29 protein-coding genes and 2 tRNA genes are annotated in these 25,378 nt (G+C 63.1%); 8 read left to right on the top strand and 23 right to left on the bottom strand.

Translation table 11 applies throughout. The annotated features are described in order from the left end of the window. Nucleotides 1–27 precede the first annotated feature (27 nt). The 9 genes from MTX21_RS29190 to MTX21_RS29150 are packed head-to-tail and all read right to left on the bottom strand — an operon-like array spanning nt 28 to nt 7,038. A complete protein-coding gene (locus tag MTX21_RS29190; protein ID WP_280968083.1) occupies nt 28–855 on the bottom strand; it encodes a transporter substrate-binding domain-containing protein in 828 nt (275 codons plus the stop codon). A gap of 48 nt (nt 856–903) precedes the next feature. Beyond that, on the bottom strand, nt 904–1,560 hold the full coding sequence (locus tag MTX21_RS29185; RefSeq protein ID WP_280968082.1) for an amino acid ABC transporter permease: 657 nt from the start codon (nt 1,558–1,560) through the stop codon (nt 904–906). Nucleotides 1,561–1,570: 10 nt separating this feature from the next. Beyond that, nucleotides 1,571–2,239 carry an amino acid ABC transporter permease gene (locus MTX21_RS29180; protein ID WP_280968081.1) on the bottom strand — a complete coding sequence of 223 codons (669 nt, stop codon included), beginning with the start codon at nt 2,237–2,239 and terminating at the stop codon, nt 1,571–1,573. A gap of 51 nt (nt 2,240–2,290) precedes the next feature. Then, on the bottom strand, nt 2,291–3,154 hold the full coding sequence (locus tag MTX21_RS29175; protein ID WP_280968080.1) for a shikimate dehydrogenase: 864 nt from the start codon (nt 3,152–3,154) through the stop codon (nt 2,291–2,293). Between the two features lie 4 nt (nt 3,155–3,158). Beyond that, nucleotides 3,159–3,986: a shikimate dehydrogenase gene (aroE, locus tag MTX21_RS29170; protein ID WP_280968079.1), complete on the bottom strand. Its 828-nt coding sequence runs from the start codon at nt 3,984–3,986 to the stop codon at nt 3,159–3,161. Between the two features lie 3 nt (nt 3,987–3,989). After that, entirely contained in the window at nt 3,990–5,216 is a 1,227-nt protein-coding gene (locus MTX21_RS29165; protein WP_280968078.1) for a CoA transferase, read from the bottom strand. Then, a complete protein-coding gene (locus tag MTX21_RS29160) occupies nt 5,213–5,683 on the bottom strand; it encodes a MaoC/PaaZ C-terminal domain-containing protein (protein ID WP_280968077.1) in 471 nt (156 codons plus the stop codon). Before MTX21_RS29160 ends, MTX21_RS29165 begins: the two co-directional genes overlap by 4 nt. 19 nt (nt 5,684–5,702) lie before the next feature. Continuing rightward, entirely contained in the window at nt 5,703–6,089 is a 387-nt protein-coding gene (locus MTX21_RS29155) for a VOC family protein (RefSeq protein ID WP_280968076.1), read from the bottom strand. 4 nt (nt 6,090–6,093) lie between these two features. Next, a complete protein-coding gene (locus tag MTX21_RS29150; RefSeq protein WP_280968075.1) occupies nt 6,094–7,038 on the bottom strand; it encodes a ketopantoate reductase family protein in 945 nt (314 codons plus the stop codon). A 102-nt stretch (nt 7,039–7,140) separates the two neighbouring features. Here MTX21_RS29150 and MTX21_RS29145 point away from each other — a divergent pair, with 102 nt between their 5' ends. Further along, entirely contained in the window at nt 7,141–8,121 is a 981-nt protein-coding gene (locus MTX21_RS29145) for a LysR family transcriptional regulator (RefSeq protein WP_280968074.1), read from the top strand. Between the two features lie 384 nt (nt 8,122–8,505). On the opposite strand, the gene MTX21_RS29140 is transcribed toward MTX21_RS29145, so the two are convergent. After that, a complete protein-coding gene (locus MTX21_RS29140) occupies nt 8,506–9,339 on the bottom strand; it encodes a nucleoside phosphorylase (protein ID WP_280968073.1) in 834 nt (277 codons plus the stop codon). A 21-nt stretch (nt 9,340–9,360) separates the two neighbouring features. Next, nucleotides 9,361–10,029, bottom strand: a complete 669-nt coding sequence (locus tag MTX21_RS29135) for a metalloregulator ArsR/SmtB family transcription factor (RefSeq protein ID WP_280968072.1) — start codon at nt 10,027–10,029, stop codon at nt 9,361–9,363. A gap of 73 nt (nt 10,030–10,102) precedes the next feature. Between MTX21_RS29135 and MTX21_RS29130 the strand changes: the two genes are divergently transcribed. From MTX21_RS29130 to MTX21_RS29110, 5 genes are all read left to right on the top strand, one after another. Next, nucleotides 10,103–10,843: an MBL fold metallo-hydrolase gene (locus MTX21_RS29130; RefSeq protein WP_280968071.1), complete on the top strand. Its 741-nt coding sequence runs from the start codon at nt 10,103–10,105 to the stop codon at nt 10,841–10,843. Between the two features lie 4 nt (nt 10,844–10,847). Then, a complete protein-coding gene (locus MTX21_RS29125; RefSeq protein ID WP_280968070.1) occupies nt 10,848–12,140 on the top strand; it encodes an MFS transporter in 1,293 nt (430 codons plus the stop codon). Between the two features lie 145 nt (nt 12,141–12,285). After that, nucleotides 12,286–12,534: an SHOCT domain-containing protein gene (locus tag MTX21_RS29120; RefSeq protein ID WP_280968069.1), complete on the top strand. Its 249-nt coding sequence runs from the start codon at nt 12,286–12,288 to the stop codon at nt 12,532–12,534. 42 nt (nt 12,535–12,576) lie between these two features. Beyond that, the gene (locus MTX21_RS29115) at nt 12,577–12,927 is read left to right on the top strand and encodes a DsrE family protein (protein ID WP_280968068.1); all 351 of its coding nucleotides are present in this window, start codon (nt 12,577–12,579) and stop codon (nt 12,925–12,927) included. 18 nt (nt 12,928–12,945) lie between these two features. Next, complete coding sequence (locus tag MTX21_RS29110; RefSeq protein WP_280968067.1) at nt 12,946–14,067, top strand: cysteine desulfurase family protein; 1,122 nt, start codon at nt 12,946–12,948, stop codon at nt 14,065–14,067. A gap of 127 nt (nt 14,068–14,194) precedes the next feature. Here the strand turns inward: MTX21_RS29110 and MTX21_RS29105 are convergent. From MTX21_RS29105 to MTX21_RS29050, 12 genes are all read right to left on the bottom strand, one after another. Then, nucleotides 14,195–14,270, bottom strand: a tRNA-Phe gene (locus MTX21_RS29105). Nucleotides 14,271–14,457: 187 nt separating this feature from the next. Continuing rightward, entirely contained in the window at nt 14,458–14,637 is a 180-nt protein-coding gene (yacG, locus tag MTX21_RS29100; protein WP_280968066.1) for a DNA gyrase inhibitor YacG, read from the bottom strand. Nucleotides 14,638–14,790: 153 nt separating this feature from the next. Beyond that, nucleotides 14,791–15,420, bottom strand: coding sequence for a Maf-like protein (locus MTX21_RS29095; RefSeq protein ID WP_280968065.1), 630 nt, complete (start codon nt 15,418–15,420; stop codon nt 14,791–14,793). Between the two features lie 185 nt (nt 15,421–15,605). Beyond that, nucleotides 15,606–16,073, bottom strand: a complete 468-nt coding sequence (locus tag MTX21_RS29090) for a low molecular weight phosphatase family protein (RefSeq protein WP_280968064.1) — start codon at nt 16,071–16,073, stop codon at nt 15,606–15,608. A 6-nt stretch (nt 16,074–16,079) separates the two neighbouring features. Further along, nucleotides 16,080–16,577 carry a UPF0262 family protein gene (locus MTX21_RS29085; protein ID WP_280968063.1) on the bottom strand — a complete coding sequence of 166 codons (498 nt, stop codon included), beginning with the start codon at nt 16,575–16,577 and terminating at the stop codon, nt 16,080–16,082. After that, the gene (hisD, locus tag MTX21_RS29080) at nt 16,574–17,869 is read right to left on the bottom strand and encodes a histidinol dehydrogenase (RefSeq protein ID WP_280968062.1); all 1,296 of its coding nucleotides are present in this window, start codon (nt 17,867–17,869) and stop codon (nt 16,574–16,576) included. The genes MTX21_RS29085 and hisD overlap by 4 nt, the downstream gene beginning before the upstream one ends. 290 nt (nt 17,870–18,159) lie before the next feature. After that, the gene (locus MTX21_RS29075; RefSeq protein WP_280970827.1) at nt 18,160–18,609 is read right to left on the bottom strand and encodes a DUF2948 family protein; all 450 of its coding nucleotides are present in this window, start codon (nt 18,607–18,609) and stop codon (nt 18,160–18,162) included. Between the two features lie 102 nt (nt 18,610–18,711). Further along, complete coding sequence (locus MTX21_RS29070) at nt 18,712–19,536, bottom strand: alpha/beta hydrolase (protein WP_280968061.1); 825 nt, start codon at nt 19,534–19,536, stop codon at nt 18,712–18,714. Between the two features lie 107 nt (nt 19,537–19,643). After that, nucleotides 19,644–20,153 (bottom strand): hypothetical protein, encoded by a 510-nt coding sequence (locus MTX21_RS29065; protein ID WP_280968060.1) that lies wholly within the window; start codon nt 20,151–20,153, stop codon nt 19,644–19,646. 236 nt (nt 20,154–20,389) lie between these two features. Beyond that, nucleotides 20,390–20,698: an EthD family reductase gene (locus MTX21_RS29060; protein ID WP_280968059.1), complete on the bottom strand. Its 309-nt coding sequence runs from the start codon at nt 20,696–20,698 to the stop codon at nt 20,390–20,392. A 250-nt stretch (nt 20,699–20,948) separates the two neighbouring features. Next, nucleotides 20,949–22,655 (bottom strand): FAD-dependent oxidoreductase, encoded by a 1,707-nt coding sequence (locus MTX21_RS29055; protein ID WP_280968058.1) that lies wholly within the window; start codon nt 22,653–22,655, stop codon nt 20,949–20,951. Between the two features lie 25 nt (nt 22,656–22,680). After that, a complete protein-coding gene (locus MTX21_RS29050) occupies nt 22,681–22,863 on the bottom strand; it encodes a hypothetical protein (protein ID WP_280968057.1) in 183 nt (60 codons plus the stop codon). A 320-nt stretch (nt 22,864–23,183) separates the two neighbouring features. Here MTX21_RS29050 and MTX21_RS29045 point away from each other — a divergent pair. Further along, a tRNA-Thr gene (locus MTX21_RS29045) sits at nt 23,184–23,258 on the top strand. A gap of 768 nt (nt 23,259–24,026) precedes the next feature. Then, entirely contained in the window at nt 24,027–25,262 is a 1,236-nt protein-coding gene (locus MTX21_RS29040; RefSeq protein WP_280968056.1) for a hypothetical protein, read from the top strand. Nucleotides 25,263–25,378: the final 116 nt, after the last annotated feature.

Genomic DNA, 25,378 nt, shown 5'->3' with positions numbered 1-25,378 from the left:
GGATCGCGCGTCGGCCGCTCGCAGTGGCTACTGGACTGTGAAAGGAACGCCTGGGACCGAATCAGGGAAGATCGGCACGGGCGCCTTCATCCATTTGGCGTAAAAGGCGGCCAACTTGCCGTTAGATTTGATCTGGTCGATGAATTCGTTGGCCGTCTCGTTCCACTCCTTCTCTCCGAGGCGCGTGCAGGCCCCGTTGTACAGAGCAGTGAAGTGAAGCTTGGGCTCGAACCCAAGTTCAGGCTTTGCGGCGTTCAGACGCTGGGGGTAGAAGCTGTTCGCGCCGACGGCCTGCACCTGACCGGAGAGCAGCGCCTGGATCGTGGCCGCGTCATCATCAAACCTGCGGATTTCGGTGCCTGCTGGAGCGCTATTGGTGACCTGGGTGTCCTGCGTCGAGGACCTCGGAACGCCAATAACGTACTTGCCCATATCGGCATTGCTATTGATCGGGGTCGCCTGGGCAGCGACAAGCGTGATCTCGTTGGCGACATACGGCTTGGAATATTGCACCGCCTTCGCGCGCTCGGGCAGCATGGCCATGGTTGCGAACAGAATGTCTACGCGGCCTGTGGTCAGCGCCGGAATACGATTGGCCACCGCCAGCGGGACGAACTCGGCCTTCACGCCGAGATAGTCAGCGAAGGCGCGCCCCATATCGGCATCGATGCCGTCCTGCTTCCCCGAGCTATCGACATAGCCCCAAGGAGGATTATCGCCCTGAATGCCGATGACGACGACGCCCTTCTTCTTAACGTCTTCCAGAGTGCCCGCCTGCGATTTACTTGCGACGGCGATAGCCCCCAGCGTCAGCAGCGCAATGCCGAACTGGCGACGATTGAGTGAAAACAACATATCTCCTCCCGATGATGGCTGTATGTGATTGAGCAGGTGCGCCCGTTCCTACCTTTGATTGGCCAGGGCGAGCCTGGCCTCCATGCGACTGCCCCACCATGAGAGTGGCCAGCAGAGGATGAAGTACATTGCGCCGACCACGCCGAAGACGAGCAACGGCTGGAAGGTTTGGTTCGATACGATTTGACCGGCGCGGGCGAGTTCGATGAAACCAACGATGGCGGCGAGCGAAGTGCCCTTGATGAGCTGTACGAGATAGCCGATGGTCGCCGGCAGCGAGATGCGGATCGCCTGCGGCAGCACGATGTCGCGCATGCGGGACGAATAGTGCAGTCCAAGCGCCATCGCCGCCTCGGTCTGGCCGCGCGGCACGGCCTGTATCGCTCCGCGCCAAATCTCACCAAGGAAGGCGGAGGCGTTCACGGTGAAACCGATCGCCACCGCGACGAAGGCGTCGAGCTTCAGCCCGGTTAGCGCCAATCCGTAGTACACGACGAAAAGCTGCAGCAGCAGCGGAGTGCCCTGGAATATCCCGATGTAAATGCGGATGACCCGCTCTACCCCCTTATGACCACAGGTGCGCAGCAATGCGACAGCTAGCCCCACCGTGCAGCCGCCTGCAAACGCGACCAGCGTAAGCAGCATCGTCCATTGCAACCCACGCAGCAGGAAACCGAACTCAGGAGGACCAAAATGCGGTGCCATGATCTCCCCCTCAGCGTGTCGGATATGAGAAGAAGCGGTGAGAGACGACCGAGAAGCCCAGCATCAACAGCCAGGAGATCGCGAGATACAGGAAGGTTACGGAAAAATAGACCTCGAAGCTGCGGAATGTGTCGCTTTCGATGCGCTGCGCAACCGAGGTCAATTCGTAAGCCGATACGGCCGAACAGATCGATGAGGTCAGCGTCAGCATGATGAACTGCCCCGTGAGCGAGGGGTAGATCGCGCGAAGTGCGGGCTTGAGCACGATGAACCGGAATACCTGCCATTTATGCAGTCCGAGCGCGTAGCCGGCCTCTACCTGTCCCTTATGAATAGACTGTACCCCGCCGCGGATGATCTCGATGGCGTAGGCGCCGCCATTGACACCAAGTGCGATAATGGCGGTGGCAGTCGGATTGAGCTTCAATCCGATGAGCGGCAGAGCAAAGAACAGAAAGAAGATCTGCACCAGGAAAGGCGTGTTTCGCACGATCTCGACGAAGCCGATCACGCTGGCACGCAACCAGGCCGCCCTCGCATCGCGTGCCGCGACGCCGGCGACACCGATAATCATTGCGAGCGTCATTCCGGCAAGCGCCAGGCCCAACGTACCCACGCACCCCCACAGTAGCGCGGGCATTGCATGCCAAACCACCGAGAAATCGAGCGTGTAGCCCATCTTGCGTTTCCTCTCGGGCGTTGTGCGTGCCGCTCGCCCATCGGCCGGGTGTCACCCTCCCAGGGATGCAAAAGTGGCGAAGAAGACGTCTGGATCAGGTGAGATGCCCGTGAACAGGCGGAATGCTTCGGTGCCCTGGAAGATCGCCATGCCACCGCCATCGACGGTGCGGCAGCCGAGGGCACGTGCCGCCCGCAGCAGTGCAGTTTCCAGTGGGAAGTAGACGATCTCAGCGACCCACAAATCGGGACGCAGCAGGGCCGTCGGCAGCGGCGTGCCCGGATACTTGTCCATGCCGATCGGCGTTGCGTTGACAATTCCGTCTGCGGCAGCCACTGCCGCTGCAACATCCTGGCCGACCCCTAAGCGCGCTTCTGCAAATCGGGGGGACAATCCGTCGACCACGCCCTGCGCCTTGGCGGAGTCGAGGTCTATGATGGTCAGTTCCTTCACGCCGAGCTTCATGAGCGCGAAAGCTGCCGCCGCGCCTGCACCACCCGCGCCGAATTGGACAACGCGGCCGAGCGGCGCACCCCCCATGTTGCGGCGAAAGTTCTCGGCGAAGCCGAACCAGTCGGTGTTGTGGCCGGTCATTCGGCCATTCCTGATGACCACGGTATTCACCGCACCAAGCGCTTCTGCATCCGACGAGAGCTCGTCCAAGAGTGGAAGGATCACCTGCTTGCACGGATGCGTCACGTTCAATCCGCTGAAACCCATCCGCTTCGCGGCGGTGAGCAATTCGGGCAAGGCTTCGACGCCGAGCTTCAACTCGGCCAGATCGATCTTCTTGTAGAGATAGCGAATGCCGGCGGCGTCGGCGGCCGCTTCGTGCATGGGCGGGGTGCGGGACGCAGCGATGCCGCTGCCGATCAGGCCGACGAGAAAGCTGGACTTCGGATGCATGCTCGGCATCACGTCAGCTCAATGAGACGGTCAGTTCGGCGATGACCTGAGCAGTATTCGGTCGAACGCCGCGCCACCAGGCAAAAGCTTCCGCCGCCTGCTCGACCAGCATGCCGACGCCGTCGGCCAGCTTGGCTACGCCTTCTGCGCGGGCAGCCTTTAGAAAAGGGGTCAATCCTTTCCCATAGGCAAGTTCGTACGCCAGCTCCGCGCCCTGGAAGACATTGCCCGGAAGCGGAGGCATTTCACCTCGCAGGCTGGCCGATGTCGCGTTGACCACGACGTCATAACCCTCGGCGAGATCGGCCAGTTCAGCATAGCCGCTGACAATCAGGGGACCACAGCCGGCAAACTCTTCGACCAATGCCACCGCTTTCGACAGCGTACGGTTGACGAGAACAAGCTCAGACGGCTCCTGGCGCAGGAACGGCAGCAGCGCACCACGCGCTGCTCCCCCAGCGCCGAGCATCAGGACGCGCCGGCCGGCCATTTTGACGCCGAGATTGACCGCGATGTCACGCACCAGGCCGATCCCGTCGAAATTCTCGGCAATGATCCGATCGCCGTCGAATTTCAGGCAATTTGCGGCGCCTGCTCGTTTGGCGCTCTCTGAAAGCTCGTTTGCATAGGCGAAGGCATCGAGCTTGAATGGGGCGGTGATGTTCAGCCCCTTGGCGCCCTCGGCCCGGAATTGATCGACCCGTTCGTTGAAGCCATTGAGTGGCCCCTCGATCGCCTCATAGACGAGGTCTTGTCCCGTCATCTTGGCGAAAGTGCCGTGGATGAGGGGTGATTTGCTGAAGCCGATCGGGTTGCCAATCACCGCATAACGATCGCTCATGGTTCACTCCTGCACGGCGGATTCGTTGTAGAGGACGCCGTCGCGCACCATCGCCTCGACGAGCTCGGCCGACAGCCCCAACGAGGCGGCAATGCGGCGATTGTCCTGGCCGAGCAGTGGTGCCGGAGTGCGCACCGTGGTGTCGCAATCGGAGAAACGGAATGGCAGGTTCGGCAACGTCACCTTGCCGAGCACAGCATGTTCCTGCTCGACCAGCATGCCGCGCGCGTGGATCTGCGGGTCCTTCACGACCTCTTCAATGGTCTGCACGGGAGCGGACGGCACACCTGCTTCATCGAGTGCGGCAAGACAAGCATCCCGGGACGGCTGCGACAGCGTCCAGTTGCGCACGACGTCCATCGCTTCGGCATAGTGGGCGTTGCGCGCGGCAGGCGTGGTGAAGCGCTCGTCGGATAACAAACTGCTTCCTCCGATCAGCGTCGCCAATCGTCGCCAGGCATCATCGACTTGCGCGGCGATAACAAGATTGCCGTCCTTGGCCGGAAAGACGCCGTAGACGGTGGAATCCGGCTGACCGCTTCCGGTTTGCTTCGGCAGGTCGGTACCGCCGGAGAGGAAGTACCGCTGAACCGCATAGTCGTGCATCGAGACCATGCAGTCGTACAACGCCAGATCGATATGCTGACCGCGCCCGGACGACGCGCGGCCGACCAGCGCTGCATTGATGGCAGCCACACCGTGAATGCCGGTATACATGTCGGCCAGTGGCATCCGCAGCAGCGGCGGCGCTTCACCGGGGGAGCCAAGTTGCGCCAGAGCGCCCGACATCGCCTCTGCGATCAGGCCGAAGCCTGGGCGGTCAGCATAGGGACCGGTGTGGCCATAGGCGGAGACTGAGCAGTAGATCAGTCTGGGATTCCGCGCCGACAGCGCCTTGTAACCGAGCCCGAGGCGCTCAAGTGCGCCGGGGCGGTAGTTCTCGATGAAGACGTCGGCTGTGTCGACCAGCTTCATCATCATGTCGAGACCACGCGTGTCGCGCAGATCGATGCACAAGCCCTGCTTGCCCATGTTCTGCTGCAGGAAGTAGCCGGATTGTCCGTCCTTGAAATAGCCGTGGGCGCGGCCCGCATCGCCTTCCTTCGGACGCTCCACTTTGATGACTTCCGCGCCCATCGCGGCGAGGCAACGGCCCATGAACGGGCCTGCCAGAAAATGGCTGTAGTCGATGACGCGAACGCCTTTGAGCGGCAGATCTTGCCCCGTCATGCCTGCTCTCCTACGGCATTGTTCTTCGGGCGCATCGGAATCATCAGCCGATGCTCACCGAGCTGCACCACTTCGCCGCGCTGATTAATCAGCTCCGAGGGCAGCACCACGATGCCCCACCCCTCACGCTTGGTGGTGCGCATCGAGCCGACGCGGAACTTCACGTGCACGGTGTCGCCGAGCTTGATCGGCAGCTTGAAATCCCACGTCCAGCCCAGCGACATTCCCGGAAGGAAGCGGTAGTCGGCACGGGTCTTCAAACCGTCGGCCAGCGACAGACCAAACAGCCCGTGCGCGACGCGCGTGCCGAATGGTGTGGTCTTGGCGTATTCCTCGTCGACATGGACCGGCGTGAAATCACCCGTCAGTTCGGCATAGGCATTCACCATCGCTTCGGTGACCGTCACAGAGGGGGTGACGCATTCGTCACCGACCTTGGCATCATCCCAGTAGCGCTCATCGGTCATGTCGCGTCTTCCTCTAACTCTAGGCACGAGGATTAATCGCCAGGGCGGCTTCCACAGCGCCGGCGCTCGCTTGCAAGATTTCGACGTTGAGCCCGCCCGGAAGCTCGAGCCAGTTCGGCCCGGCGGGTAGCGCCTTGGCGCCCCAGGCGGCGGCACGGGCGAGCACGCCTGCGTAATCGTCGACCATGATGCCGAGATGGGCGAGACGCCCCTCCGGCCCGACAAAATGCGGATCCTCGATGAGTTGCACGCTTCCGAGCACCCATACCTGACGCGGGCGCGCGCCGTCGGCGGGTTGCTCGTCGCGAATGGCAAGACCAAGCACCTCACGAAAGAAGCCGACGTGATGATCGACATCCGCCACGCGGATCGCGACGTGTTCAATGTACGCGCGGGGCAACGACATCGTCTCAGGCCTTTCCCGGATAGTCGCTGCGGGCGTATTCGAGCCCTTTGACGAGCGCGACGAGGGTCGAGTTGACGGGGGTCGGCACGTTGAGCTTGGCGCCCCAACGCACGACAGAGCCGTGGATGTAGTCGACCTCGGTCAGATTGCCGGACTGCAAGCTCTGCAACATCGACGTCTTGAACTCGGGCGGCAGTCCGGCAGACGCCATCGTCCAGGCTCGGCGCGGATCGGCGATCGAGATCTTCACGCCGGCCGCCTGCGCGACCGCGATGCCCTCCGAGATCGCGGCCAGCGCGCAATCTTCCAGGATCGGTAGCGAATAGAGACCGCCGTAAGTCAGCCCGGTAACGGCGGTAATCCCTCCTCCAGCGACGTTGATGAACAACTTGTCCCACATCGTGCCCAGGATGTTGTCGCTGAGCAGCGTGAGAATGCCGGCACGATTGAACGTCTCGGAGATTCGCTGTGCGCGTTCCGTCAAGCGTCCATCGAACTCGCCGATGATGGTTTCCTTGCCGATGACCCCGGAGCGCACATGACCGGGGCCGAGCAGCACGCCGCCGACGTAGGTCTTACCTGCCATGACCCTGTCACGGCCGACTTCCTCCGAAAGGATGTCTTCGTGACCAAGCCCGTTCTGAAGCGACATCACGACCGTCTGCGGCCCGATGATCGGCGCTGCCGTCCGGATCGCATCCCGCGTGTGATAGGATTTGACGAGGACGATGACGAGGTCCGCCACGATGCCGACCTGGCTCGGGGAGGTGCAGGCAGAGACCTTCACGACGGTCTCGGCGTCACCTTCGAGCATCCGCAGACCACTGGCATTGATCGCGTCGACATGGGCCTGAAACGGATCGATCAACCAGACCTCGGCACCGCCGCGCGCCAGCGTGCCGCCGATGGTCGAGCCCAGGGCTCCTGCTCCGATAAAGCAGATCCTCATCCGAACGCTTCTCCCTCACCCATTTTGGTGTTGGAAGCGTGCTAGCAGGCCGCCTGGTATTTGGATATGCTATGATCCTTATATCCATTATTGCAGATCGCAATGAAGCACCAAGACGCCTCCGAGACGAACCTGCTGGAGCCGCGCCTGCTCCGGCTCTTCGACGCATTGTTCGCCACGGGCAGCGTTACCAAGGCGGCCGAGAAGCTCGGTCAAAGTCAGCCGACCATTTCGATCTGGCTGGCCCGCCTGCGCAAGGAGTTGGACGACCCGCTCTTCACTCGGTCGGCGGAGGGAATGCTGCCGACCCCGCGCGCCGAGGCGCTCATCGGCACGGCCAGACAGGCGTTGGAGATGCTGCGGCGTCTGGCGGAGCTTCGTCCCGAGTTTGATCCGGCGACGGCAAAGCGGCACTTTGTGATCTGCATGACGGATGCGAGCCACATCACGCTGCTTCCGGCCATCCTCGCCTACGTTCGTCGTGTTGCGCCGGGCATCCGAATCGAGGCGGCGCAGATCGGCGGCGATACCCCACGAATGCTGCAGTCTGGCGAGGCCGATCTGGCGCTCGGCTACATCTCGGACCTCGACGCCGGGCACTTCCAACAAGCGCTCTTTCCGCAGGATTGGGTCTGCCTGGCGAATGCAAAACATGCCCGGATCCGCGACCGCATCACCGCAAGTGATTTCAGGCGTGAGGCGCACGTCGTCATTCGCTCCGGCACCGGACATCAGTTGCTCGCGGACGCCCTACAGGAGCAGCGGATAGTCCTTGACGTTGCGCTCGAGCTACCGGGCTTTTTGGGGTTACCCGCAATCATCGGCACGACTGACCTGATCGCCACCCTTCCAAGGCACATCGGCGAAACGTTGGCTCACTATTACGGACTGCGCGTGCTCGACTGTCCGCTGGCGATCGCCGGCTTTACGGTGAAGCAATATTGGCACGCCCGCTTCCATCACGACCCGGCAAGCCAATGGTTGCGTGACGTGTGCGGTGAGCTCTTTCAACAGCAGGAAGTGCGGGGTCTACATCGTTCCGGGCGGCCAAAAAAACGAAGGCCACGCGATTTGCCGTCGTAAGGGAGCGCTTATTGGTCGCGCGGACATCGCTAGAACGGCGGTTGCGGGCCCGGATTCGAACATACGGAAACTCGCGCACTACCAGGAAGATAAATCCGCGAACTCTTCCCGCGATCATTTGGCGAGCATGATCGTACAACATCGTGCTTCAGCGTGGAAAAGCGCAGTTTTGGTGCCCAGGGAGGGGAACATACGTAATCACCGACAAGACAAGCTGCTGTTTGTCCTTAATATGGTGGCCTGAGTCCCCGGGAGGGTGGCGGAGTTTTGCTGCCGCGAAACCCCACAATTGCGGGAGCTTTTCTCATCGCCGGGGCAGGCTGGCCCGCTGGAAAGCGTCTTTATAGCCTGCTGAAGCCGCCCCTTGTCCCCTCCCCTGGCGGTTCAACTTGGCCTAGGAGTAGCTGACCATCCCCGAATCGCGGCAGCGACAACCGCAAGCGTCGCCTTCGCGCCATCGGCCTCGCCCTTCTCGAAATCGCCTTCCGTCTGCGCCATCGCATTCGTGACGTGCGCAAAACAGACGACGGGACTGCCGCTCTTCGCGCTGAAGGCATAGAGAGCGGCGGCCTCCATCTCGACGGCGAGCGCGCCCAGATCCCGCGCTCGCGAGATGGCGGCCTCGGTCTCGCGATAGGGGGCATCGGTCGTCCACGTTGCGCCCCGATGCATCGTGATGCCCGGCAGAGCCCACCCGGCCTGCTCGACATTCGTGAGTAGCGACGCGTCAGGTGCTTCGGCGAAGGTCGAGCCCGGTAGGTAATGATAGCTCGTCCCCTCGTCGCGCAGCGCGCGGTCGATGAGCACGAAGTACGGCGTCGGCCCGATCGGAGTGATTTGTCCGGCTGACGTGACGCTGACGAGCAGCCGGCAGCCGGACGCGAAAAGTTGCTCGGCGACCAGCACGGCGAACGGCGCGCCCACGGCGCAGCCGACGATCCCAACCTCGCCCAAGCCGTCGAGATCGAAGGCAAGAAGCTCCGTGTGATAGCAGGCCCAGCCTTCATGGACACGGCCGGCGCCGGTCCGCTTGAGGTGACGGACGACGTCACCGTCCGGATCGAGGACGCAAAGCTCCGGGACAGTGGCGAGCGGCAATTGCCTCTGCCGGCGCGCCTCCCTCAACAGCGCTTCGGGCCGAAAGACCGAGGGCGCGTTGTGGTCCTTGAGGCCGACAATCGGCCACGCGGCTTCTGCGCGATGAGGCTTATCATCCATGATGCACCTGATCGGCTTGTCTCAAGCGAGGGCTTCGACCGGCAGGCCGGCGGCTTTCCATTCGGGATAGCCGTCCTCGAGCCGGCGGACGCGATAGCCTTGGGCCCGGAGCGTTGCGACCGCTTCGAACGAAAGGACGCAGTAGGGGCCGCGGCAGTAGGCGACCACCTCGCGCCCCTTCGGAAGTTCGCCGAGCCGTCGTTCCAGTTCGCCAAGCGGGATGTTGAGCGCGCCCGGCAGATGGCCAAGAGCGAACTCGTCATCAGGACGGACATCGAGCACGGTGACCAGATCGTCGTGCAATCTTGCGACCAGATCATCTCGCGAGACCGGTTCGAGCGCGTCGCGGGCGTGGAAGTAGTCGGTCACGACGCGGCCGATCTCGGCGACATTCCGCTCGCCGACCCGACCTAGCGCCTTCATCAGCGCGACCACTTCGGTATCGCCGGCCAGGCGATAGAGAACATGTTTACCGCGACGCTCCGTCTCGACGAGGCGTGCACGCCTGAGGATCTGCAGGTGGCGCGAGGTGTTGGCGAACGTCAGATGGGCGCGGGCCGACAGCTCCTCGACGCTGCGCACCCGCTGGGCGAGATGCTCCAATAATTCAAGCCGATGCGGATGGCCCAACGCCTGCGCCACCTCGGCGAGGTTCTCATAAATCGCGTGTTTCGGTCCGGCACTTGACACGGCAGCTCCTGAATATATCAATCAGCAGATTGATTGAATATCACTAGCCGCTCTTTGAGAGGAGTGCAAGTCCATGATCCTCCGCCAGTTCTTGCATAGCGAGCCCATCGGCATTTCCTACCTCTTCGGCTGCGGCGGCAAGGCGGCCGGCGCGGTCGTCGACCCTGTCGGCGACATCCAGCCCTATCTGCAAGCCGCCGACAATGCCGGCATGCGCATTCACTTCGTCATCGACACGCATGTTCATGCCGACCACCTCTCGGCGGGACGGGCTCTCGCGGACGCAGCGGGGGCGTCCTACGTGCTCTCATCGAACGCGGGTGTGTTGTTTCCGTTCAAGGGGGTTGGCGACGGCGACGTCCTTACGCTTGGCAACGTCACGGCGACCGTTCTCCACACGCCGGGTCACACACCCGAGCACATCTGCATTCTTGTGACCGACCGGACGCGCGCGAACGAGCCCTGGTTCGTCCTGACCGGCCACACTCTGATGGTCGGCGATCTCGGCCGTACCGAGCTCGCCGCCAGCGCCGAAGAAGGCGCCAAGCAACTGTTCCGCAGCGTGCGCAAGCTGAAGGGCTTGCCTGATTACGTCGAGGTACTGCCCGGCGCCTATGCGGGTTCGGTTTGCGGCCGTCGGCTGAGCGGCAAGCCGTGGTCCACGATCGGCTTCGAGAAGCGGCACAACCAGGCCTTAGTGATCGCGGACGAGGCCGAATTCGTCCGGTTCATGGTCGCCGAGATTCCACCGGCCCCGCCGGAGGCCGCGAAGATCAGAGCCGCCAATTCAGGCGTCACTGCTGCTGCGGCCTGACGCCATGAGCGAAGCCGTATCCGCGTCACAAGCGGCCACATCGGTCAGGCTGGGACTGAAGGAGAACTGGCCGCAATTCGCGCTACTCGTCCTCATCAACGCTTTCGTCGGCGGCATGGTCGGGATCGAGCGCACCGTCGTGCCGCTGATCGGTGCCGAGGAATTCAGGGTCGAGACGACCACGTTTGTCATGTCCTTCATCGTCAGCTTCGGCGTCGTGAAGGCGTGCGCCAATCTGGTGTCCGGGCAACTCGCCGACAACTGGGGGCGCAAGCGTGTCCTCGTCCTGGGCTGGCTCGCCGGGCTGCCGGTGCCGTTCATGATCATTTGGGCGCCGAGCTGGACGTGGGTCATTGCCGCAAACGCGCTTCTCGGCATCAACCAGGGTTTTGCCTGGTCGATGACCGTGATCATGAAGATCGATCTGGTTGGGCCGAAGTCGCGCGGACTCGCTGTCGGCCTGAACGAGTTCGCCGGCTATCTCGCGGTCGGCGTGACCGCCTATCTCACCGGGTACATTGCGTCGGAATACGGGCTGCGGCCGGCGCCGATCTACCTCGGCGTTGCCTACGCGATCCTCGGCTTGGCCCTCTCCATTCTGCTGGTGCGCGACACGCGCGAGCATGTGCGGTTGGAGACGGCGGGGCACGCCCGGCAGGCCGCTCCAATCAGCTTCAAGGAGATATTCCTCCTCACCTCCTTCAGGGATCGCAACCTGTTCGCGGCGTCCCAGGCCGGCCTCGTCAACAACCTCAACGACGGCATGAGCTGGGGCATCTTCCCGCTGTTCTTCGTGTCCTTTGGTCTTTCGGTCGAACGCATCGGGGTCCTGAAGGCGGTCTACCCGGCAGTCTGGGGCATCCTGCAGGTCGCCACGGGTCCTCTGTCCGACCGCTGGGGCCGCAAGGGCCTGATCGCAGCCGGCATGTGGATTCAGGCCGCCGGCCTGTTCCTGACGGCCGCGACCAGTCACTTCGAGTGGTGGCTGGTCGGCAGCCTGCTGCTCGGTGTCGGTACGGCCATGGTGTATCCGAGCCTGATCGCCGCGGTGTCCGATGCCTCGCATCCGAGCTGGCGGGCGCGCTCGCTCAGCGTCTACCGCTTCTGGCGCGATCTCGGCTACGCGATCGGGGCGCTGTCGGCGGGCATTATCGCGGACAGATTTGGACTTGCAGCAGCGATCGTTTCGATCGCCGCCCTGACGTTCATCTCCGGCGCCGCCGTGGCTGTCTTGATGCGCGAACGTGCGGCTGGCTCGGTTGACCTGGCGCAAAACGCGGGCCGACCGGCGGAGTAGAGTTTGGGTTCTTCAATGCTGGAGCAAGCCCATGAAGAAAGTCTTGGTCCAAACGGTCGCTGCTCTCTGTCTCCTACCGGGGGCAGTGTGGGCGCAGGTTCAGGGACCGTCAGATGCCGAACGTTACTATGGTTGGGGTCCACACATGATGGGCTGGGGCGGAGGCTGGTACGCCATGATCTTCGGTCCGTTGTTCATGATCCTCTTTCTCGGGCTCCTTGTTGCCCTCGCGGTTGTACTTGCTCGCTGGCTGGGCGGCCCGTGGCCAGGGACATATCCGCCAAACCAATTGCCGCCTGCCCGCACGCCGCTCGATATTCTCAAGGAGCGCTTTGCGCGTGGCGAGATCGACAAGACGGAATTCGAGGACCGGCGACGCGTCCTCGGCGAATAACTCGGCGCGCCGCCTCGAGCTCGCTTAGTCGGAGGAGGGAACGTGATTCTGCTGATACTGAACGATCCGCCCTACGGCACCGAGCGGACCTACAACGCCTTGCGCCTCTCCCTCGCTCTCGCAAAGAGCGATCCTGCGATCACGGTGACGGTCTTCTTGATGGCTGACGCGGTAGTGGCCGCGAAGTTGGGCCAGAAGACGCCAGACGGCTACTACAACGTGGAGCGCATGCTGAAGGGCGTTCTCGCGGGCAAAGGGCAAGTCCTGCTTTGCGGCACCTGCATGGACGCCCGCGGGCTCACTGATGCCGAGATGATCAATGGCGCGAGACGCAGCACCATGGCCGAACTCGCGACCCTTACCGCTTCCGCCGAGAAGGTACTGGTATTTTGAACCACCGAGGAGCTGGCATTGCCGCCGATTTATCTCGACTACAACGCGAGCACGCCAATCGATCCAGCGGTCGCGGCGGCGATGCAACGCTTCCTGAAGGAGGCTTTCGGCAATCCCTCCAGCGGCCACTGGGCGAGCACGCCGACCAAGGCCGCCCTGGAGCGCGCCCGCGTTCAAGTCGCCGCGCTGATCGGCGCCGCGCCCGACGAGATCGTGTTCACCAGCGGCGGCAGCGAAGCAAACAATCTGGCGATCAAAGGCACGTTCTTCGCGCCGAACCGCCAAGGGGCGCACATCATCACGTCGGCAATCGAGCATCCGGCTGTTCTTGCTCCCTGCCGATTTCTCGAGCGGTTCGGCGCCTTGATTACTCATGTCCCGGTGGACCGAACAGGCCGCGTCGATCCGGAGGACGTCCGTCGCGCGATCACTCCGCAGACGACCCTCATCAGCATCATGCATGCCAACAACGAGGTCGGCACCATCCAGCCGATCCGGGAGATCAGCGAGATCGCGCGGGAGCACGGCATCCGTTTTCATACCGACGCGGCGCAGTCAGTCGGCAAGATCTCGACCAAGGTCGACGAACTCGGCGTCGACCTGTTGTCGATCGCTGGTCACAAGCTCTATGCGCCGAAAGGCGTCGGTGCACTCTACGTGCGCGGCGGCCTCGAATTGGAGCCGTTGATTCACGGCGCTGGTCATGAGCTGGGCCGCCGTGCCGGGACGGAGAGCGCATTGCTCGCTGCTGGGCTCGGAGCAGCATCCGCATTAGGGCAGGACCTCGCTCCCATGGAACGCGTCCGGGCTCTGCGTGATAGATTCTGGCATGCACTGCAAGATCGTTTCGGCGATCACGTCGTGCTCAATGGCCACGCGACACATCGTTTGCCCAACACCCTCAACGTATCATTTGTCCGCAAGATCGGTTCGGATATCCTGGGACAACTCAGCGACGTCGCGGCATCGACTGGTTCGGCGTGCCACTCGGGACGGATCGAGCTCTCGCCCGTCCTTGCCGCGATGGGCGTGCCGGAGAGGATCGGCATGGGAGCGATCCGCTTCAGCTTAGGAAGGACCACCAAATCGGACGAGATCGATGATGTGGTCACACGTCTGGCTGGGGTCGTCTCGACCTGATCGCTTGGGTGGAGCAGATCATTTGTTGTTCTGAACGGGTCGTTTCTCCGCCAACAGGAGAACAGCTTCGTTCGTGCAATCGCTCGCGGCGTACAGGATCGTGCTCGGGCGCGGAAAAGCGTAGCTTTGGTGCCCAGGGGCGGAATCGAACCACCGACACTGCGATTTTCAGTCGCATGCTCTACCAACTGAGCTACCTGGGCGTGCTCCAAGAGAGGGGCCAAGGCCCATCGAGCGGGCGGTTTATAGTGGGCTCGGAGCGGCCTGTCCACCCGGCTTCGCCTGAAGGCGTCGCGGGGGGGCGGCCCGGCTGTGCACAAGGTGGGACTGGGCCGGGATGCAGCAGCCGGGCGCGACGCTCTATCTATATAAATACTTGATAATATTCATCTATTCGACGTCGTCTTCCTCGTCGTCACGGCCGGGGATGACGTAGGCGCCCTTCAGCCAGCGGTTCAGGTCGACGTCGCGGCAGCGCGAGGAGCAGAACGGGCGGGTCGCATGCTCGGCGGGCTTGCCGCAGATCGGGCATTTTCGCTGCGGGGCGGGGTTTTTGACGTGGTCGTTCATGGTCGCGGCAACTTCCACAAGGTGAGGGAGTTCAAGCGCCTGTCGGCAAACGGGTTCCTCCGGCGCACGCGCACGTATCCCGTAGGGGCGATTCTACTTTGCATGGGGTTGTTTTCGAGATTTTTGTCGGCGCGGCCGGCGCCGCCGTCGCGCTCACATGCCGGCGGCGTTGAGCCAGCCGAAGCGGATCGGAAAACCTTCGCCGCCGAGCAGCGCCGTGGTCTCGTAGAGCGGCAGGCCGACAACGTTGGTATAGGAGCCGACCATCTTCACCACGAAGGAGCCAGCGATGCCCTGCACGGCGTAGCCGCCGGCTTTGCCGCGCCATTCGCCGGAGCCGATATAGGCCTGGATGTCGTCCTCCGACAGGCGCTTGAAGCGGACGCGGGTCTCGACCAGGCGCTGGCGGAAGGCCTCGCGCGGCGTCACCAGCGTGATCGCGGTGTAGACGCGGTGGTTGCGGCCCGAGAGGAGGCGCAGGCACTGCGCGGCTTCATCCACCAGGTTGGCCTTGGGCAGGATGCGGCGGCCGACCGCCACCACCGTGTCGGCGGAAAGGATGAAGGCGCCGCGCAGCTCATCGTCGAGCTGCACCGACTTCAGCGCCGCGTCGGCCTTCGCCCGCGCGAGGCGGTTGGCGCAGGCGCGCGGCAGCTCGCCCCGCCTCGGCGTCTCGTCGACGTCGGCGGGCCTGAGCGCGTCCGGCTCAATGCCGGCCTGGTTGAGCAGCGACAGGCGGCGCGGCGAACCGGAGGCAAGAACGAATTTGGGGCGGCCAAGCATCAGGTGATTTTGAGGGGACGAAGCAGGGTGAATTGCGCGCGGAACCTATCGGAAGGGGGCTGATTTCACAACCCGGGAACCCGGACTTTACTGATTCGAGGCTGCCAGGATGCGTGTGCCTGCGGTCTGTGACGGGGGTGTTACGGCGGTGTCTGTCGCGGACCCGGCGCATCCAGGGGCGAGAGTTACCCGCTCGCCGCCCCCACCTTGGCAAAGCGGCGGCGGATGCGCAGCAGGAGCTGGTCGCAGACGTCGCGATAGGCGGCGAGCTTCTGGTCGCGACTGCCTTCGGCGCCGGTCGGATCCTGCGTCGGCCAGTATTCGACATCGGCGGCGAGCGTCCGCGTCAGCTCCAGCGCCTTGTGGTGCGCCTCGGGCGAGAGCGTGATGATGAGGTCAAAGTTCAACCCCTCCCAATCCTCCAGCTCCTCGAAAGTCATCGGCTTGTGGGTGGAGATGTCCTGCCCCAGCTCGGCCATCACGGTGACGGCGAACGGATCGAGTTCGCCCTTCCTGGCGCCGGCGGATTTGACGTAGAGGCCTTGCGGAAACATGTGCCTAAGCAGGCTCTCGGCCATCGGCGAGCGCACGCTGTTCAGCGCGCAGGCGAACAGCACCGACTGCGGATCGCGTGCGCGTGCGGGCGCAGCCATCCGCGTTTATCCTTTCCAGTGCAGGACGGTGATGAGCGTGAACAGGCGGCGCGAGGTCTCGAAGTCGACCCGCACCTTGCCCTTCAGCCGCTCCTGGAGCGTGCGCGAGCCCTCGTCATGGATGCCGCGGCGGCCCATGTCGATGGCCTCGATCTTGTCCGGCGTCGCCGTGCGGATCGCCTGGTAGTAGCTGTCGCAGATCATGAAATAGTCCTTCACGATCCGGCGGAACGGCGTCAGCGACAAAAGATGCGCGACCACCGGCGTGCCGTCCTCGCGGCGGATGTCGAACATCAGCCGGTTGCCTGTGATGCCGATATGCAGTGTGAACGGGCCCTGTCCGTCGGCGCCATCAGGCGCGAACAGGTTTTGCTCGATCAGGTCGTAGATCGCGATCGCGCGCTCATGCTCGATGTCGGGGCCGGAACGGCCGATCGAGTCCTCGTCGAGGGTGACCGCGACGATGCGATTGCTGGAGTCGTCCTGTTCGGGCGAGCTGGTCATGACAGATTGAGGCGCAATCCAACCGAGCGCGAATGGGCGTCCAGCCCTTCCGCCTTGCCGAGCGTCATCGCGGCCGGGCCCAGCGCACGGAGCTGGTCCGGGCCGCATTTCAGGATCGAGGTGCGCTTCATGAAATCGTGCACCGACAGCCCCGAGGAGAACCGCGCCGAGCGCGCCGTCGGCAGCACGTGGTTGGAGCCGCCGACATAATCGCCGATCGCCTCCGGTGTATGCGCGCCGAGGAAGATCGCGCCGGCGTTGCGGATCTTGGCGGCGAGCGCATCCGGATCCGTCGTCATGATCTCGAGATGCTCGGCGGCGATGGCATCCGCGAGCGGGATGGCGTCGGCGAGGGTCTTCACCATGATGACGGCGCCGAAGTCGTTCCACGAGGCGCTAGCGATCGCGGCGCGCGGCAGCGTCTTCAACTGCGCCGCGACCGCGGCTTCGACATCGGCGGCGAGGCGCGCGGAGTCGGTGATTAGGATCGACTGCGCGCTGGCATCATGCTCGGCCTGCGCCAGCAGGTCGGCGGCGATCCAGTCGGCGTTGCCGGTGTCGTCGGCGATGACCAGCACCTCGGAGGGGCCGGCGATCATGTCGATGCCGACCTTGCCGAACACCAGTCGTTTTGCGGCGGCGACATAGGCGTTGCCGGGACCGACGATCTTTGCGACCGGCGCGATCGTCGCGGTGCCATAGGCTAGCGCGGCCACCGCCTGCGCGCCGCCGACGCGATAGATCTCGCTGACGCCGCCGAGCTGGGCCGCCGCCAGCACCAGCGGATTGAGCTTGCCGTCCGGCGCCGGCACCACCATCACGAGGCGCGCGACGCCGGCAACCTTGGCCGGCACCGCGTTCATCAGCACCGAGGACGGATAGGCCGCAGTGCCGCCGGGCACATAGAGGCCGGCGGATTCGATTGCCGAGTAGCGCCAGCCGAGCTCGACGCCGAGGGGATCGGTGAAGCGCTCGTCCTTCGGCAACTGCCGCGCGTGATAGGCCTCGATGCGGTCGCGCGCGAGCTTGAGCGCATCGAGCGTCGCGGCATCGCAGGCCTTTTTCGCGGCCTCGACCTCCGCGGCGGAAACGCGCAAGGCCGATGCAGCCAGCGTCAGCCTGTCGAACTTCGCCGTCGCCTCGATCAGGGCGGCATCGCCGCGCTTCGCCACGTCCTCGACGATGGCGCGTGCGGCGGCCTCGACGTCAGCCGAGGCCTCGCGCTTGGCGGCGAGGAAGGCCGCAAATCGTTGGTCAAAATCGGCGCTGCTGCGGTCGAGACGAACGGGCATTTTGGCTTGGCTTCTGGCTGGTCTTTGGGGCGGATCGGCTCACCCGATCCCTGCTCAATGGCGCGGCGGGGAAGCGGCGTCAACCCTTGGGAGATGTGGTCGTTTTCCGCCGTCATCCCCGTTCAATGTCGTCCTGGCGAAAAGCCAGGACCCATTACCACCGGCAGATGCGACGGCGCGGACCTCGGCCACATATCGTTTCAACAACCGAACCCTGGGGTTATGAGTCCCGGCTTTCGCCAGGACGCCAGCGGAAATGTGGCACGGATATCCATCCCTCGCCCCGGGCCTCACCCCTCCCCCTTTATTCTCGACCCGATCCCGAGCTCGTCCGTGCCGAGATCGGTCAGCTCGCATTCCAGGCATTCCACGTCGAGGCGGATGGCGCCGCCATGGGCGAACAGGAGCAGGGCGCTGCCACTGGGCTCGTCGGCGCGGCCGTCCTGGGGATGAAACTCGATGCCGATGAGGTCCAGAATCTGCTCGGGCACGGCAAGATCGATGTTGCGCGATTTGCAGGCGAGCACGCGGTCGAAGCGGAGCGCAGCGACCAGCCGGCGCGGCTCGGTTTCGCCGGCCAGCGTCTGCTCCCAGTCGAGCCGGCTCATGGCGACCACCAGCCGCTTCTCGCCCTGCCGCCAGATGATGTCCGCGGTCTGCACCCGGGCATCCTGCACCTGGGCCGAGATCACGGCCAGATCGTCGGCGTCGAGCGCAATCATCTTGAGCAGAGGAGACATCGCCGGCACCTCTCCTTCGACGCGGGATCATCTCAACGCGCGGGAGCGCTGATATTTCCGCGAAGCTAGCGGACCGGCGGCTTGAAGCCAACGCGGCGTGCCTCACCCCTTGAAGAACGCCAGAAGGTCCGCATTAATGGCTTCGGCTTCCGTGGTCGGCATGCCGTGCGGAAAGCCCTTGTAGGTCTTCAGCGTGCCGTTCTTGAGCAGCTTGGCCGACAGCGGCGCGGAATCGGCATAAGGCACGATCTGGTCGTCGTCGCCGTGCATCACCAGGACCGGCACGTTGATCTTCTTCAGATCCTCGGTGAAGTCGGTCTGCGAGAAGGCGACGATACCGTCGTAATGCGCCTTTGCGCCGCCCATCATGCCCTGCCGCCACCAGTTCTGGATCACCGCCTCCGACGGCTTCGCGCCGGGGCGATTGTAGCCGTAGAAGGGACCGGCGGCGATGTCGCGATAGAAGCTCGAGCGGCCCGCGGCGAGCTGTGTCTGGAAATCGTCGAACACCTTCTTGGGCAGGCCGCCCGGATTGGCCGGCGTCTGCACCATCAGCGGCGGCACCGCGGAAATGATCGCCGCCTTCGCCACCCGGCTCTCGCCGTGGCGAGCGATGTAGTGCACGACCTCGCCGCCGCCGGTGGAATGGCCGACATGAATGGCATCCTTCAGGTCGAGATGCGCCGTCAGCGCCGCGAGATCGTCGGCGTAGTGATCCATGTCGTGGCCGTCCGCGACCTGCGCCGAGCGGCCATGGCCGCGGCGGTCATGGGCGACGACGCGATAGCCACGGGTCACGAAGAACATCATCTGCGCGTCCCAGTCGTCGGACGACAGCGGCCAGCCGTGGCTGAACACGATCGGCTGACCCGAGCCCCAGTCCTTGTAGAAGATCTCGACGCCGTCTTTGGTGGTGATGGTGGGCATGATTGCTCCTTGGTGGCCGGAATCTGGGGATTGTTGTGCGAGATTCCAGGTTCATCGCTGCGCGATGCCCCGGAATGACGGGCCGTGGCGAGCCGGCCCGCGATCGATCAGACGAACGCGATCGGCCTGAAGCGGCGCCACGCGCCGATGATCACGAGCACGAAGAACACGAGCACGATGCCCTGCACCACGGCGAACACGGGACCTGACGGCGGCGCCGGCGGCACGGCGGGCGCCAGCGCAGCCAGTGCCGGCACCTTCAGGAAGGACTGGATCACCAGCACGAAGACGTTGAGATAGAGCGATGTCATCGCGGTCACGACGTAGATCGGGCGCCACGCGCCCAATAGCTTCATGCCGTAGAGCGCGATGCAGGCGATCGCGAGCAGCACCAGTGAGAGGATGCCGATCATATGCGACGGCATTAGCTCTTTGAACGGAAACAGGAAGCCGGTAGCGCTGGTCAGGATGGTGAAGAGGAGGAAGATCGCGGTAAGGCCCGGCATCCGCTTCGAGCCGAGCAATCCAGACATCACGAAGAGGCCGCTGACGATCGCGATCAAGCTGATGATGACATGTACCATCGTGAAGGCGGGCAGGCTCAACCCGAGAACCATGGCATCTCTCCTACTCTCTGCGCTGAGATCGGAAGTATGGTATTACGGCCCTCATCGGATTGCTACATGCGTTGGCGCCACGCACGCACGCCGAGCCATGCGCCGTCGTGCGAATGGACAGACGCATGCTCGAACTTTTTGCACCGCTGTCACAAACGACAGCAAACTTTCGACGAAAGTTGAGTCGGCTTGGCAAGGACGGCCCGTCGCACGCGCGCCGTCCTTTGCTGCGCGCCTCACACTTCCTTGGTCTCGAAGATCTGCATCTCGACGCCGCCAGTGGCAAATTTCGCCACGTCGGCTGCGGCCGCCTTGCCCTCAGGCGTGCCGAACGCCTCCTGGATATCGCCGACGCTGTCGAAGGTCAGGATCGCAATGAGATGGAATTGCGAGGGACCTGCGGGCGTTCCGACCGGCCCCTTGCTGATCGCGTACTTCTTCAAGCCGGGAAGTTTCTTTGCAAGCGGAATGTGCGTTTCGGCATAATGTTGGTCGAAGGCCGCAGCATCCTTGGGCGTCTTGTAGAGCACGACGAGTTCAGCCATTTAGTCCTCCCTTATTGAAATCCTCGTTCGTTCGGTCAGCTTTCGATCCTCATGGTGAGGAGGCGCGCCAGCGCCTTGCGGACGATGCTTTCGCATCGCCGCGAGAACCATGAAGGCCGCAATGCAACAGCTCGGCCTTCATCCTTCGAGACGCGCGCGCGGCGCGCTCCTCAGGATGAGGGGATAGTCAGTGGTTGCCGGCAAGATGGCAAGTCACATCCCGCTTGCCGATTGCTTGTCTTATCCTTGCCTAAAGCGCCGGTTTTGCGGCGTCGCCGAGGTAGCCGTGCAACGAGGCCACGACCTGCGCGCCTTCGCCGATGGCGCCGCCGACGCGCTTGACCGAGCCGGAGCGGACGTCGCCGACGGCGTAGACGCCGGGCACCGAGGTTTCGAGCGGAGCTACAAGCCGTCCCAGATTCTGCTCGGACTGCGCTCCGGTGACGACGAAGCCGGCGCGATCGAGCGTGACACCGCAGCCATCGAGCCAGCCGGTGGCGGGATCGGCACCGACGAACAAAAAGAGATTGCGGATCTCGGCGGAATCCTCGTCGCTCGACAGCCGGCTCTTCCAGCGGATGCGCTTCAGCAGCGAGGACTCGTCACCCTCCAGCGCCGTGATCTCGGTATTGAACAGCAGTTCGATATTCGGCGTCGCCTCGATGCGTTCGATGAGATAGCGCGACATGCTGGCGCCCAGGCCGCCGCCGCGGATGATCATCAGCACCTTTTTCGCGTGTCCCGACAGGAACACCGCAGCCTGGCCCGCCGAATTGCCGGCGCCGACCAGGGCCACCTCTTCGCCGGCGCAGAGCCGTGCCTCGATCGGCGAGGCCCAATACCAGACGCCGCGGCCTTCGAACTTGTCCAGGTTCGCGATTCCCGGCCGGCGATAGCGCGCACCGCTCGCGACCACCACCGCGCGCGAGCGCAGGGTGTCGCCGCAATCCAGCGCCAGCGCGAAGGTGCCGCCGGCGCGCGAGCAATCCAGCGACTGCACCGACATCGGGATCATGATGTCGGCGCCGAACTTCTGCGCCTGGGTGAAGGCGCGACCGGCCAGCGCCTGGCCGGAGATACCGGTCGGAAAGCCCAGATAGTTTTCGATGCGCGCGCTCGCGCCGGCCTGACCGCCGAAGGCACGGGTGTCGAGGACGGCGACCGAGAGGCCCTCGGAGGCCGCATAGACCGCGGTCGCAAGCCCCGCCGGTCCGCAGCCGACGATCGCGACGTCGTAGATGCGATCGTCCTTCGCGCCGCCGATCATGCCGATGGCGCGCCCGAGCTCGATCTCGCTCGGATTGCGCAGCACGGTGCCGTCGGCGGTGACGACGAGCGGCCAGTCCTCCGGCTTCGGCGAGTAGCGCGCGATCACCTCGGCCGCATCATGCTCACTGTCGGGGTCGAGCAGGTGATGCGGCTGGCCGTTGCGGGTGAGGAAGCCCTGCAATCGCACCACGCCGGCGGAGCTCGACGGCCCAATCAGCACGGGGCCGCCGACGCCGCCCTGGATCAGGCTGACCCGGCGCAGGATCAGCGCGCGCATGATGCGTTCGCCAAGATCGGCCTCGGCGACCAGCAGCGCGCGCAGCCGATCCGGCGGGATCAGCAGCACCTCGACATCGCCCTCGGCGCGTCCATCGACCAGCGCCGGCCGCCCGGAGAGCTGGCCGAGCTCGGCCAGGAACTGGCCGGGCCCCTGGTCGATCACCGGCGTGACGTGACCGAGACCATCACGCTCGGTGATGGCGACACGACCCGACAGCACCACGAACATGCCCGGCCCGCGCTTGCCGGTCTCGAACAGGAGCTCCCCGTTCTCGTAATGCCTGATCTCGCCGAACAGGCGCAGCCGCTCGATCTCGGCGGCGGCAAGCGTCGGGAATGTCTGCTCGGGGCGGGAGAACTTTAAGATCAGCGTGTCCCTGTCGGCTCGTTGCGGTTCGTCCTGCACCATCGTCACTCTCGCTCATTCGCAAAATTCAGCGGCCGGGCTTCCCGGCGGTCTCCTCATCCACGGAGGATTCGTCATTGTGCGAGGGACCGGTGTTCTCCGCGCGTTCGCGCGCCTGCGCCTTCCGCCGCTTCAGATTTTCGCGCAGCGCCGATTTCAGCCGGTCCTGCCGGGAGTCGCCCGTTCGCCTCTTGTCGTTTTCGCCGGTCATCGTGGCCCATCACGGTTGGTCGGCGGCAGCATGCCACCGAAAAACGACAGCTCAAGGGGCGCCAGGCCGCCGGCGCAACGAAGGCGGGAGAATTGGTCGAATCCAAGGGCGCGGCCAACTGGCCAGTTGGCTGGGGATTTCTTCGGGAACCAAATCGAGCCAAAACCGGTCATTTCGGGACAAAAAGGCCACCTCCGGCATCCAACGGGGCCGATTTTATCGATTTCGCAAGGCGGCAAGCTTGCACATGAGGGGGCCTTGTGGCATCCATCGCCCCGCTTGGCGGGCCCATGTCGCGGCCTGATTCTTCGCCAGCATTTGCTGCCGTAGCTCAGTGGTAGAGCACTCCCTTGGTAAGGGAGAGGTCGACAGTTCAATCCTGTCCGGCAGCACCAGCGTTTCACCCGTGGATCAGCGTTCTCGCGGCTCGAAGCGCCCGAGTTTTGCTTTTTTCCTTGACCCTCTTTGGTGAAGAGGGCGCAGGGAAGACCAGGTGCCGGCTGGCACCCGCGGTCCACTGTGCGCATGTAGCGCAGAGAAACCGCACAGCAGCATACAGGTGTAGCCGAACACTCGGCCTTCCCTGCGCAGCGGGTTGACGGCTTATGCCGCGCTCTCCCCGGCGACGAGTTCCTTTTGTCACCGTCGCTTCGCGAATTGACGATGGCCTAAGACCCGGTTGAGCCCCGATCCATCTCCGCAAAGCTTGACCGTAGCAACGACGGCCAGGACCACACGGTTTTGCCGTACGCAGCCATCCGGCTCCGCCCAAAGAGCTTCACCGGACACAGGCGCCGTTCGTCCGCACGCAGAAGGACCTCACGAGGTTCATCTCGCCCTGGTCCCGCATTCGCGTGCCCGACGCTGCCGCGTCCACCGCACCCCGATCCACGTTCGTTACGACGTACGATCGCCCCTCTTCATGGACCGGAATGGGGGACGCATACTGTAATTCCGAATTTCTGTAAAGCAGAATCTTTTTTGTGGAAGAGGCTTGACGGTTTTTTTCATTGGGCAGGTGTTTTGCCCGACGGGTCGACATGGGCTGGCGATTTTGATGGGTTCGCTGGTCTCTATTCATCCTATATGCTTTGGTTTGCTCTTGCGGCATTATCTAAGTCAGAAGTTTGCCAAGACTCGTAGTCCTACATGCTTATACCACCATGACCGCCCTGATATTCGATCCGATTTACACCTCATACAACGACCGGGCGAGCCAGTTTACGGAACTTGCGCGACAACGAATGTCTCGACCTGTTCGTCGATTGCCCTTCTTCGATGGTCAAACGGATGGACAAAAATGGCTCGAACGAGTGTGGGCCGCCGTTGCTGAGGCAGAGATAATCATTTGCCTCGGTGATTATGTCACTCTGCGTCAAGTTGGATCTGATGCGCCCCGTCTGCTGCAACGGATCAAAGAAAAAGCTTCTGAGGGATGCCCCATTCTCTTCCAAGTCGGTGGAATGCGTCACAGCCTAACCACAAAGCAAGCTCCGGAGGGAATGGAGGATCTCTTAAGAAGCTTCGGCTGCAATCCCACGGACACGAAGGTAGGCAGCGAACTCCTCGCAACCTCCTCACACAGTTCCCCATATGTATGCGAGTTCAACAACGAAGATAATTCTTTGAATGATCCTGAATTGTTTGACGGCGTTCACAAGCTTGTCGGACACGGCGCCTATTTATTGGACTACGAAGCTGGCTCCTTTCCAATTATTGAAGCATCTCCACTGCACTTCTTAGTTGATGGCAAGAGCGATTTCTTCACATCGGGCATTCCCGGACGACGGAATGCTGTGGCTGTACGACGCCGACGAGGACGGGAGCTTCAAATACTTCTCTCAGTTAGTCTTCTGAAGGAAGGATACGAATCTCCGGGAGGATATGTCGCCGGAATCCAAGAGAATCGAGAGTTCGCTGCAAATCTTATTGATTTTATCGATAAGGAAGCGCGATCAAAGGAGAGAGATCGGGCCGACGCTTACGACCGCTTCGCGACACTCGAGAGAATGTTGGGACAGTTTGTATATGACGTCCTCATCCGGAAGAGCTCCTCGAATTCGCTTGATGAATTTCTGCCCGAGCGCGTCAGGAAGAAGCTCTGGGACGAAAAGATTCAACGCTTCGTGTACAGTAATGCCTACTTTGCCGATATTATCGAGATACTCCGAGACAACTGGCCTGCATTCGAAGCATATTTCGACGAAGATCGCTCAACAGTTTCGAAGCGGCTGTTCGGCGTCAATGGAGCACAGCGCATAAATCTGGCGCACCCCCACAAAGCTCATCAATTGGGAATCAGATTCGGTGGGGAGGATGTTCGCATTTTGAAGGCTGCCTTGGCGGTAGTTCAGAATGCAGTTGCGAGATTCTCAAACGCCTCACAAGGACCATCCTAGCCAACGCCTGCGTCCGCTACGACGGCTTCTTTTGGAGATTGTTGCTCCAGGCGGACAAGTGTCGATACATGAGCTACGGATAGCGCTATCGGGCGAATCGCGACATTATTCGGCTG

Source organism: Bradyrhizobium sp. ISRA430, from assembly GCF_029909975.1.
GTDB lineage: Bacteria > Pseudomonadota > Alphaproteobacteria > Rhizobiales > Xanthobacteraceae > Bradyrhizobium.
Note: the sequence above shows the minus strand (reverse complement) of the source record. Positions and strands in the feature narration are given on the sequence as shown.